The sequence below is a fragment of the Mycobacterium sp. genome (genome assembly GCF_039583785.1).
Lineage (GTDB): Bacteria > Actinomycetota > Actinomycetes > Mycobacteriales > Mycobacteriaceae > Mycobacterium.
This window is the reverse complement of sequence record NZ_JAVKSG010000008.1, coordinates 8751-20444: the sequence shown is the minus strand read 5'-3', so window position 1 is coordinate 20444 and position 11694 is coordinate 8751. Positions and strand designations below refer to the sequence as shown.

Annotated in this window: 6 protein-coding genes and 2 pseudogenes; 4 read left to right on the top strand and 4 right to left on the bottom strand. The window is 68.0% G+C overall.

Annotated features, from left to right (window positions below):
• Positions 1 to 48: 48 nt before the first annotated feature.
• From ABDV69_RS05200 to ABDV69_RS05190, 3 genes are all read right to left on the bottom strand, one after another.
• Positions 49 to 1878: a phosphoenolpyruvate carboxykinase (GTP) gene (locus ABDV69_RS05200; protein ID WP_343572275.1), complete on the bottom strand. Its 1830-nt coding sequence runs from the start codon at positions 1876 to 1878 to the stop codon at positions 49 to 51.
• Between the two features lie 112 nt (positions 1879 to 1990).
• Positions 1991 to 3535: a hypothetical protein gene (locus ABDV69_RS05195; protein WP_343572344.1), complete on the bottom strand. Its 1545-nt coding sequence runs from the start codon at positions 3533 to 3535 to the stop codon at positions 1991 to 1993.
• 32 nt (positions 3536 to 3567) lie between these two features.
• Entirely contained in the window at positions 3568 to 4536 is a 969-nt protein-coding gene (locus ABDV69_RS05190; protein ID WP_343572343.1) for a hypothetical protein, read from the bottom strand.
• 275 nt (positions 4537 to 4811) lie between these two features.
• Here ABDV69_RS05190 and trmB point away from each other — a divergent pair.
• From trmB to ABDV69_RS05175, 3 genes and pseudogenes are all read left to right on the top strand, one after another.
• A pseudogene (gene trmB / locus ABDV69_RS05185) lies at positions 4812 to 5501 on the top strand (tRNA (guanosine(46)-N7)-methyltransferase TrmB); the annotation flags it as partial.
• Positions 5498 to 6175 (top strand): NYN domain-containing protein, encoded by a 678-nt coding sequence (locus ABDV69_RS05180; protein WP_343572273.1) that lies wholly within the window; start codon positions 5498 to 5500, stop codon positions 6173 to 6175. The pseudogene trmB and the gene ABDV69_RS05180, both read left to right, overlap by 4 nt.
• Before the next feature lie 41 nt (positions 6176 to 6216).
• Positions 6217 to 9186, top strand: coding sequence for an MMPL family transporter (locus ABDV69_RS05175; protein WP_343572271.1), 2970 nt, complete (start codon positions 6217 to 6219; stop codon positions 9184 to 9186).
• A gap of 19 nt (positions 9187 to 9205) precedes the next feature.
• Here ABDV69_RS05175 and ABDV69_RS05170 read toward each other — a convergent pair whose 3' ends face one another.
• Positions 9206 to 10345: an AI-2E family transporter gene (locus ABDV69_RS05170; protein WP_343572269.1), complete on the bottom strand. Its 1140-nt coding sequence runs from the start codon at positions 10343 to 10345 to the stop codon at positions 9206 to 9208.
• Positions 10346 to 10418: 73 nt separating this feature from the next.
• On the opposite strand from ABDV69_RS05170, the pseudogene ABDV69_RS05165 reads away from it, so the two are divergent.
• Positions 10419 to 11451 (top strand): annotated as a pseudogene (locus ABDV69_RS05165) (YbhN family protein); the annotation flags it as partial.
• Positions 11452 to 11694: the final 243 nt, after the last annotated feature.

Sequence of the window (11694 nt, the reverse complement as noted above, 5' to 3'; positions counted from 1 at the left end):
TCGCAAACCTTTCGGATATGGCAACCCTGCCGACGCGGTGACGGCGGCCTAGTCGGACTCGGCCAGACGCTGCTTGAGCGCCTCGAACTCGTCCCGGACGCCGGTCGGCAGCTTGTCGCCGACGAACTCGAACCACTCCTCGATCAGCGGCAGCTCTGCGCGCCACTCGTCGGCGTTGACCGCCAGCGCCCGATCCACGTCCGATGCGTCGACGTCGAGGCCGTCGAGGTCGAGGTCCGCCGAGGTGGGCACGACGCCGATCGGGGTCTGCTGGCCGCCGGCCCGGTGCTCGATGCGGTCGACGATCCACTTCAGCACCCGGCTGTTCTCGCCGAACCCCGGCCACAAGAACTTGCCGCCCTCGCCGCGGCGGAACCAGTTGACGAAGAACACCTTCGGCAGCTTGGACTCGTCGGAGTGCTTGCCGAGATCGAGCCAGTGCTGGAAGTAGTCGCCGACGTGGTAGCCCAGGAACGGCAGCATCGCCATCGGGTCTCGGCGCACGTCGCCGACCGTGCCTTCGGCGGCCGCGGTCTGCTCGCTACCCATGGTCGCGCCCATGAACACCCCGTGCTGCCAGTCACGCGCCTCGGTCACCAGCGGCACCGTGGTCTTGCGGCGAGCACCGAACAGAATGCCCGAGATCGGCACGCCCTGCGGATCGTCCCACTCCGGCGCCAGGATCGGGCACTGCGACATCGGCGTGCAGTAACGCGAGTTCGGGTGCGCGGCTTCGGTTTCCGCCTCGCTACGGAGCCAGTCGTTACCCTTCCAGTCGATCAGGTGTTCGGGCTCGCCCTCCAGGTCTTCCCACCACACGTCGCCGTCATCGGTCAGCGCGACGTTGGTGAACACTGTGTTGCCCACGGCGATGGTCTTCATGGCGTTGGGGTTGGAGTCCCAGTTGGTGCCGGGCGCGACACCGAAGAAGCCGAACTCGGGGTTGACCGCGTACAGCCGGCCGTCCTTGCCGAAACGCATCCAGGCGATGTCGTCACCGAGGGTCTCGGCGCGCCAGCCCGGCATGGTGGGTTGCAGCATCGCCAGGTTGGTCTTGCCGCACGCCGACGGGAACGCGGCGGCGAAGTAGTACGCCTTGTTCTCCGGCGAGATCAGCTTCAGGATCAGCATGTGCTCGGCGAGCCAGCCCTCGTCGTGGGCCATCGCCGAGGCGATCCGCAGCGAATAGCATTTCTTGCCCAACAACGCATTTCCGCCGTAGCCGGATCCGTAGCTCCAGATTTCCCGGGTCTCCGGAAAGTGGGTGATGTATTTCGTGTCATTGCACGGCCATGGCACGTCTTTTTGGCCGGGCTCCAGCGGGGCGCCGATCGAGTGCAACGCCTTCACGAAAAAGCCGTCGTCGCCGAGCTTTTCCAATGCGGCCTGGCCCATCCGGGTCATCACCTTCATCGAGGCGACGACGTACTCGGAGTCGGTGATCTCGACGCCGAGCTTAGGGTCCTCAGCACCGAGCGGGCCCATGCAGAACGGAACGACCCACATGGTGCGCCCGCGCATGCAGCCGCGGTACAGCTCGGTCATGGTGGCCCGCATCTCGGCCGGCGGCTTCCAGTTGTTGGTGGGGCCGGCGTCGACCTCACGCTCCGAGCAGATGAAGGTCCGCGACTCCACCCGAGCGACGTCGGAGGGGTCCGACAGTGCCAGGTAGGAGTTCTTGTGCTTCTTCTCGTTGAGTTTGGTGAAGGTGCCAGCCTCGACGAGTTGGTCGGCCAACCGCTGCCACTCTTCGTCGGAACCGTCCGCGAAGACCACCCGGTCCGGCTGGGTCAGCTTGGCGACCTCTTCCACCCAGGACAGCAAGCCCTGATGGTTCGTCGGGGCAGTATCCAGACCGGGAACGGTCGCTGAAGTCATCAAATCTCCTGCAGTCGCGGTGTGCATGGTGTGCGGCGGCCTCTACACAGGTTATCGCGAGCTCAATACCCAGAAAAAGTCGGGAGCATATTGTTTAACTCACAGGAACGATTCAGAACACGTTATCGACGGTGCCGACGTCGCAACTTTCGTCAATTTTCTCGCCGTTGCCTTCGTCACGCGCCGACACGTCGGACTCTACATTCGCATTGTCGGACTCGGTTTCAGCCTCGGCGTTCGACGGCTCGGCTTTGGACGGCTCGGGATCGCCGAGTGCGGCCCGCACCGCCTCGAGAGCGGCCTGCAGCGTCGGCATCTGACTGCCGCGCAGCGCCGCGGCCCGCGCGCGGGAGGCGGAGTGCTCACGCAGCTCGGTGTCGATCACCCTGACCCGCTCGGCCAGCCGGGTGCTCTCACCCTCGTCCTGCTCGCTCAGTGCGGCGGTCAGCGACGACTCGACGGCCAGCACCCGGGTCGCCACCAGCTGCTCCACCGCGGACTGAACCCGCGCGGTGGCCTCGCCGGCCCACCGATCCAGCAGAGCCCGGTCGCGAAGCAGCCCGCGTATCCCGACCACCCAGACCGTGAGCGCGAGCCCGATCGCCGCGCACGCCACAGCCCCGGCGATCGTGAGCCCGGGAGTCAGGTCGGCCAGCAGCCGGCTCAGCGTCAGCGCCACACCCAGCCCGAAGCCGGCGCCCAGCAGCATCATCAGCCGGCCCTCCAGCTTGCGTGACTTCAGCGGAGGCGACGGCAGCTCGACCGTCGGTCGCGGGGTGGACGCGGGCGGGTCGACCGTCAGCCCCAAGGTCTGCGTCATCTCGGCCAGATGGGTGGTTGTGCCGTCGTCCACCTCGGCGATGACGTCGGTGAGGTGGACGTTCGCCTCGGCCTCGAACTCCGCCAGCTTGCCCCTACTCAGGCTCGCGGCGTCCTCCTGCAGCTCCGATCGCACCGAGGCGCAGCGGTTGCGGGCGAAGTAGGACAGCTGCGTCCGGGCCTGCTGGGTCTGGCTGCGCAGCGCGATCGTCCGCTCGGACCTGGACAACCGTCGCTGCCGCAGGATCTCGCTGCGCTGTTCCCGCAATGTCTCGACCCGCGCGCGGCGCCCCGCGCCGTCGGCGTCGCGGTCGTAGCGGTCGGCGATGGACTGCAGCCGAGATTGCCACGCGCGTAACCTGTTTCGCTTAGCCAGCTCGGCGTCGGCCAGGTGGTCGGACACCGCCGCGGCCAGGTCGTCGATGCGCGGCTCGCCTTCCTCGGGCGCGGCAGCCACCCCGACCCACTGCACGTCGGCGTAGCGCGGCGCGTGCGACGCCAGCACCTCGCGGTCGCCGGCCAGGACCTCTTCCCAGTTTTGGTGCACGTCGATCTTGGACACCGCACCGATCACCACGTCGGTCTCGGCGGTCGCCGCATCCAGCAGCGCACAGTCGGATTCGGTCAACAACGCCGCGGCCGAGACGACGAACACCACCGCCGCCGGGGTTTCGCCGGCCTGCAGGTCCGTGGACTCGACGAACTTCTTCTTGGGCAGCCGCTCGCGCAGCGCGGCGACCACGCCGGTCACGCCGGCCAGCCATGGCCCGGTCACCAGCACGGCGTCCAGGCGCTCGACGCCCGGAGCGCCGAGGGCGGGGCCAATCGCCGCCACCATCGCGTCGACCTCGGCGACCGCCTGCTTGTCGCTCACACCGATCCGCCGGCCTTCGACCACAGCCGCAGCGAACCTGCGACGATGTCGGCGCCGCAGGCGCGCTCGATACCCGCGGCCGGCCCGCGCCGATGACGCTCCCAGTGCGTCGCGCGGCGCAGATGCGCGTCGACCGTATCGCCGCGATCGACGTCCATGCCGATCGATTCGACGGCGTCCACCGCGTCCATCATCCGGGCGACCACGGTGTCGTCGTGGGCCAGGAACTCGCCGATCCGCCGGTCGGTGACGGCCATCGCCTCCAGTTGGGCGACGGCATCGCGCACCCGCTGGTAGCGCAGCGGCGCGCCGAGCGCACCGAGCTTGTCGACGAGGTGGTCGATGCCGCTCAAGCCGCGCAGGTGGACCTCGGTGTCGGCGCGGGTCGCTCCGCGGCGGATCGCGGCGACCGCCTGCCGGACACCGAAGGCGTCGAGGGTCTGCATCAGCCGACGGCCCACGGCCGTCGGCTCGGCGGCCAGCGCCTGCAACTCCGCCCAGAGCGTGTCGTCGAGCGCTGCGACGGCGAGCAGGCCGATCAGCGGTTCGACGGGTGTTCCGACGCGGGCCGACAGCTGCGCACAGCGGGCCCTGGCGGCGCTGGTCGGGCCGTCCGGGTACCTGCCGGCTGCGGTGGTCGAGACCAGGTCGGCCTTGCTCAACACCACGAGCAGCGGCCTGCCGGCCGCGGCGACGGCGGCGCAATCCTCGGGTTTGACGGCGTCGGCCAGGACGTAGACACCGAGGTCAGCCCTGTTCGCGGTGGTCACTGCGACCCCCGCGTGGGCCAGTGCGCGCGCGACGGTGGTGCGGCCGACGCCGCGGCGTCCTGTTACCGCCACCGGTAACGGGGTGGCGAGTCGCTCGGCGATCGCGGCGCAGCGCGGCTCGGATATCGCTGCCGCGAACCGCTCCAGCTCTTCGACGAAAATTCGGCTGCCCCTATCCGCTCGTGCCTTGCAGATGCCGCTGAACCCGCTGACCGTTTATTGTGGCTGAGTACCTGCCGATGACGGCGCAACACCATCGGCTTGTCGGTCGAATGGTGACATTTGCGCAGCGCGGAAGCGAGTCACCGGATACCAAATGAAGGCAACTGTTGGGTATCAATCTGACCCGCGGGCGGCAACATCGCGAGTTGATGGGTCACGATGAACGGATGCGCGCGCAGCCCTGGGTGGACGCGGCCACTCCGCCGACACCTTCCACCGCTCTGCCTGCGGAACGCGAGGTCTCCGGTTACCGCCGGACTACCAGCTTCCGCACCCGGCGCTCGCAACTGTCGGCCGCGCAGCAGCGGACCTGGGAGCGGCTGTGGCCAGAGCTCGGCGCCGTCGCGGTATCGGATCCTGAGGTCCGACCCGAGCCGCTGGACACCCAGGCCTGGTTTGGCCGCGACGCCCCGCTCGTCCTTGAAATTGGTTGCGGCACGGGGACTTCCACGCTGGCAATGGCGCAATCCGAGCCGGACGTCGACGTGATCGCGGTCGAGGTCTACCGGCGCGGCCTAGCGCAGTTGCTCGCCGCGATCGACCGCGAGCACGTCACCAATATCCGGCTGATTCGCGGCGACGCCGTCGACGTGCTCGACCACCTGCTCGCGCCCGGCTCGCTGAGCGGGGTGCGGGTGTTCTTCCCCGACCCGTGGCCCAAGGCCCGTCACCACAAGCGCCGGCTGCTGCAGCCCGCGGTGGTGGCGACCATCGCCGACCGACTGCGCCCGGGCGGGGTGCTGCACGCCGCGACCGACCACTCAGGCTACGCCGCGCAGATCGCCGAGGTCGGCGCTGGCGAACCACTGCTGACCAGGCTCGACCTGGGTGCCGAGACGCCGGTCTGCACCGTTCGCCCGACCACGAAGTACGAGGGCAAGGCCGAGGTCGCCGGCAGTGTCGTCAACGAATTCCTCTGGGAAAGAAAACGCCCATGAGTCTCACCGAAGCAACCGAACCCGATGTCGAATCGACGCTGGCGCCGCGACGGGTGCTTCTGGTCTGGGACGCGCCGAACCTGGACATGGGGCTGGGATCGATCCTGGGCCGGCGGCCCACCGCGCTGGAACGGCCCCGCTTCGACGCGCTCGGGCGCTGGCTGCTGGCCCGCACCGCGGAAGTCTCGGCCAGCCACGACGACGTCGCCATCGAGCCCGAGGCGACCGTGTTCACCAACATCGCGCCGGGCAACGCCGAGGTCGTGCGGCCGTGGGTGGACGCCCTGCGCAACGTCGGCTTCGCGGTGTTCGCCAAGCCCAAACTCGACGAGGACAGCGACGTCGACAGCGACATGCTCGCCCACATCGCACAGCGCTGCCACGAGGGTTTGGCGGCATTGATGGTGGCGTCCGCCGATGGACAGGCTTTCCGAATACCCTTGGAGGAAATCGCGGGTAGCGGGGTTGGGGTCCAAGTGCTGGGATTTCGCGAACACGCGAGTTGGGCGCTAGCGTCGGATACCTTGGAATTTGTCGACCTGGAGGACATCGCCGGTGTGTTCCGGGAGCCACTGCCGCGGATCGGCCTCGATTCGCTGCCTGACCAGGGGGCGTGGCTGCAACCGTTCCGGCCACTGTCCTCGTTGCTGACCTCGCGTGTGGCGACAACTTAACAGCAATGCGCGGGTCGTCGCAGATCCAGTAAGGAGCTTACGTGTTCGCCTGGTGGGGTCGAACTGTATATCGCTACCGGTTCATCGTAATCGGCGTGATGGTGGCGCTGAGCCTGCTCGGCGGCATCTTCGGGATCAGCCTGGGCAAGCACGTCACGCAGAGTGGTTTCTACGACGACGGCAGCCAGTCGGTCAAGGCGTCAGTGCTCGGTGACGACACCTACGGACGTGACCGGACCAGCCACATCGTGGCGATTTTCACCGCGCCGAAGTCGATCAACGACCCGGCGTGGCAGAAGAAGATGGTCGACGAACTCAATGCGTTCAAGTCCGACCACCCCGACCAGGTGGTCGGCTGGGCCGGCTGGCTGGCGGCGCCGACCAGCACCGACCCCGTGATCAAGGGGATGGCCAGCGAGGACGGCAAGCACACCTTCGTCAGCATTCCGCTCAAGGGCAACGACGACGACACGATCCTGAACAACTACAAGGCCGTCCAGCCCGATCTGCAGAAGCTCAACGACGGCAAGGTCCAGCTGGCCGGCCTGGAGCCGATCGCTGGCGCGTTGACCGGAACCATCGCCACCGACCAGAAGCGGATGGAAGTGCTGGCGCTGCCGCTGGTGGCGGTGGTGCTCTTCCTGGTGTTCGGCGGGGTGATCGCCGCCTCCCTGCCGGCGATAGTCGGCGGTTTGAGCATCGCCGGCTCGCTGGGCATCCTGCGATTGATCACGATGTTCGGGCCGCTGAGCTTCTTCGCCCAGCCCGTCGTGTCGATGATGGGTTTCGGTATCGCCATCGACTACGGGCTGTTCATCGTGAGTCGTTTTCGCGAGGAGATCGCCGAGGGCTACGACACCGAGGCCGCGGTGCGCCGCACGGTGATGACCGCCGGTCGCACGGTGGTGTTCTCGGCGGTCCTGATCGCCGTCTCGGCAGCCAGCCTCTTCCTGCTGCCGCAGGGCTTCGTGAAGTCGCTGACCTACGCGGTGATCATCTCGGTGAGCCTGGCCGCGATCCTGTCGATCACCGTGCTGCCGGCGATCCTGTCGATACTCGGCAAGCACGTCGACGCACTCGGGGTGCGCACCCTGTTCCGGATCCCATTCTTGGCGAACTGGAAGCCGTCGCGGGCCTACCTGAACTGGCTGGCCGACCGGCTGCAGAAGACCAAGACCCGCGAAGAGGTCGAAGCCGGGTTCTGGGGCAAGCTGGTCAACGTCGTCATGCAGCGGCCGCTGATGTTCGCGATCCCCATCATCATCGGGATGATCGCGCTGGTCATACCGTTGCACAACCTCGCCTTCGGCGGCATGAGCGAGAAGTACCTGCCGCCGGACAACCCGGTGCGCCTGGCACAGCAGAACTTCGACAAGCTCTTCCCCGGTTACCGCACCAACCAGCTGACGCTGGTGATCGAAAGCGACAACCACAGCAAGGTCACCGACCAGCAGGTCGCCGAGATACGTAATGACGTCGCGTCGATCAGCGGCTTCACCGACAGCACCTGGGCCGAGCGGGCCTGCCCGACGATCGAGGGCAACCCGTGCGTCTCGACCCCGAATGGCAGCCACCCCAAGGACGATTCGGTCCGGGTGATCCAGAACGGTCTGGTCAACTCAGGCGACGCCGCCAAGAAGATCAACGAGTTGCGCTCGATCACGCCGCCGCGCGGGCTGACCGTGCTGGTCGGTGGTGTGCCGGCGCTCGAACAGGACAGCATCCACAGCCTGATCGACAAGGCTCCGCTGATGCTGGTGGTGCTACTGATCACCACGATGCTGCTGATGTTCCTGGCGTTCGGGTCGGTGGTGCTGCCGATCAAGGCCGCCGTGATGAGCGCCCTGACGCTGGGCTCCACGCTGGGCATCCTGACCTGGATCTTCGTCGACGGACACCTGTCGAAATGGCTGAACTTCACCGCGACCCCGTTGATGGTGGTGCTGATCGCCCTGGTCGTCGCGGTCGGTTTCGGTTTGGCCACCGACTACGAGGTGTTCCTGGTGTCGCGCATGGTGGAGGCCCGGGCCCGCGGCATGTCGACGGCCGAGGCGATCCGGATCGGTACCGCGACCACCGGTCGTCTGATCACCGCGGCGGCGTTGGTGCTGGCTGTGGTGGCCGGTTCGTTCATCTTCTCCGATCTGGTGATGATGAAGTATCTGGCGTTCGGTCTGATGGCGGCGCTGCTGCTGGACGCCACCGTGGTCCGGATGTTCCTGGTGCCGTCGGTGATGAAGTTGCTCGGCGACGACTGCTGGTGGGCGCCGCATTGGATGAAGCGTCTGCAGAATCGCTTGGGACTCGGCGAGATTCACCTGCCTGACGAGCGCAAGGTGCCCTCGGCGCGGGCCCGCGCTGCGCGGCCCGCGGCCACCACCCACCCGCCGGTCACGCCCGCCCCCCGCCCGCAGCACGACCCCTCGCACCCCAGCAGCGAGGGCGCACCGCGACCCGGCAGGCCCGCTACCCCGCCGCCGGCTGCACCGCCGCCCGCCGCACCGCGGCCGGACGTCCGGCCGCCGGCCAAGGACGCGCCGCCGGCCGCCGCGGGCGCCAGCCGGCTGTCCGCTCCGGGGCAGCCCGAGCCGAAAGAGGCTCCGACGACCCGCTTTTCGGCTCAGCCGAAACCGTCTGCGAGTCGGCCGTCCACTCCTCCGCAGGGGCCTCCGCAGGGGCCTCCGCAAGGCGAGGATCGCGAGATCGAGTCCTGGCTGGGCAGCCTGCGGACCGGGAAGACCGCCTCTGCACGCGGCGCTGGTCCCCAGCCTCCGCAGCCGTCCGCCGACGAGACCCGCGCGCTACAGATCCCACCGCAGGACAAGCCGTCGGGCCCGCCGCCCAACGACCCACCGGACGACGCCACCACCGCGATTCCTGCCCCGCCGCGGGCGGACAAGGATTCCGAAACCGCCGTCGAAAAGATGAATGCTCGTGGCGATCAGCCCCGTCCGCGCCGCGGTGGTGGGCTCAGCGCTGCGGACCTGCTGCGCCGAGAGGGCCGCATCTAGCCGCGAATTCCCTGCACGCCTATTGGCTTGTGGACTCCAGCTCATCTGCGTCGGCTTGGATCCGCGTGTCGTCGCTCTTCGCGGCCGCCCCGTCCGGGTCCTTGGCCAGCAGCACCCGGAACGCGTTGTTCAAGAACGCGACGGTCGGGACGGCCAGCAGCGCGCCGACGATGCCGGCCAGCACGCCGCCCGTCGAAATCGCCACCACCACTGCCAGCGGATGGATCGACACCGCCCGGCCCATCACCAACGGCTGCAGGATGTGGGCCTCGAGTTGGTTGACCGCGACCAGCAGGCCCAGCGTGATCAGCGCATAGAGAAAGCCTTTCGCCAGCAGCGCGACGATCACCGCCAGGAAGCCGCTGAGGACGGCACCGACCAGCGGGATGAACGCACCGAGGAACACCAGCGAGGCCAGCGGCAGCGCCAACGGCACCGCCATGACCGCCAGCCCGGTTCCGATGCCCACCGCGTCGACCAGCGCCACCAGGAAGGTGGCCCGGATATAGCCGGTCAGCGCACGGAATCCGGCGCCACCCGCGGCGCGCACCCGCTCCCGGTGCTCGGCCGGGAACATCTTGGTGACGTAGTGCCAGATGTTGCGGCCGCCGTAGAGGAAGAAGATCAGCGTGAAAAGCATCATCAATGCGGCGGTGATGATTTCGGTGATGGCGGTCGCAGTCGACAGTGCGCCGCTGGTCAGCGTTTCCTGATTGTGTTGCAACGCCTGGATCGCCGAGTTCCCGGCCTGATCGATCTGCTGACGGCTCAGATGCAGCGGTCCCTCGATCAACCATTTCTTGGCCGAGTCGATGCTGCGGGTGACCTCGCTGACCAAATCCGGGACACCGACGATGAATTGGCTGACGACGAAGGTCAGAATTCCACCGAGAATCGCGAAACCGGCCAGCAGCACCAGCGCGACCGCGCCGCCTCGCGGCGCGCCCCGCCGATCCAGCGAGTCCACCATGGGGACCAGCAATGCGCTCAGCATCAGCGCGAGCAGCAGTGGGACGACGATGATTTCGAGCCGCTCGACGATCCAGAGCAGCACCACGATGGCGAGCAGGATCAACAGCAGCCGCCAGGCCCAGGCTGCGGTCTTGCGGACGATCGGTTCTACCGAGTCGGCGTAATCGGCCGAGGCCTTCGATGGCATACCCGCCAGCCTAAGTGCGAACACCGGCCTGGCGCAGCGATCCGCACACGAGCTGCGGCGTTACGCTGATCGCGTGTCGCACGACGCACCGGCCAGCAACGTCGATGGCTAGGTCCGGTGAGAATGCCCGCGGCAGGTACTGGTGGCTGCGGTGGGTGACGCTGACCGCGGTGGCGACCGTACTGGCCGTCGAGTTGGCGCTGGCGTGGGACCAGTTGGCCAAAGCCGCCCGGAGTCTGTACGCGGCCAACTGGTGGTGGCTGCCGGCCTCCGCGGTGGCGGCCATCGCGTTGATGCACAGTTTCGCCGAAGTGCAACGGACGCTGCTGGCCTCGGCCGGAGTGCCGGTGCACAAGCTGCGATCCGAGGCCGCCTACTACGCGGCCAACTCGCTGAGCACAACGCTGCCGGGTGGCCCGGTGCTCGCGGCGACTTTTCTGCTGCGGCAGCAACGACTTTGGGGCGCGTCGAGGTTGGTGGCGTCCTGGCAGCTGGTGATGTCGGGAGTGCTGCAGGCGGTCGGGCTGGCGCTGCTCGGGCTGGGCGGCGCGTTCTTCCTGGGCGCCAAGAACAACCCGTTCTCGCTGCTGTTCACGCTGGGTGGCTTCGTCGCTCTGCTGCTGCTGGCGCAGGCGGTGGCGTCACGACCGGAGCTGATCGAGGGAATCGGCCGCCGACTGCTGGCGCGGTTCAACGCGCTGCGCGGCAAGCCGTCCGACGTCGGGCTGGCCGACTGGCGTGAGATGCTCTGCCAGCTGGAATCGGTCAGCCTGAGCCGCCGCGACCTGGCGGCCGCGTTCAGCTGGTCGGTGATCAACCGGCTGGCCGACGTCGCATGCCTGGTTTTCGCCGCGTACGGGGCGGGCGCGACGCAGGTGTCGCTGGGCGGGTTGACGGTCGCCTGCGCGGCGGCTCGTGCGGTCGGGACGATCCCGCTGATGCCCGGCGGTTTGTTCGTGGTCGAGGCGGTGTTGGTGCCGAGCCTGGTGTCCAGCGGGATGTCGCTGCCGAGTGCGGTCTCGACGATGCTGATCTACCGGCTAATCAGCTGGCTGATGCTGGCCGCGATCGGCTGGGTGGTGTTCTTCTTCATGTTCCGGACCGAGGACCAGCTCGAAGCCGACGCGGAGCCGACGCCGTGCCATGAGGCCGTCGAGGCACCCGACGAACGGACTACCTAGCAGCGCTCACACCCGGCGCGGCGCTGCTCACCGGCGGCGCACCCGGCGGTCCGGAGACAGCCTGCGCCGCGCCCCCGGTTGCCGGCGAGCCGCTCAGCGCGAACTGTGGGAACCCGAGCACCTGCGGAAGACTGATCGGTGGCGTCTGACATCTGCTCGCCAGGCCCG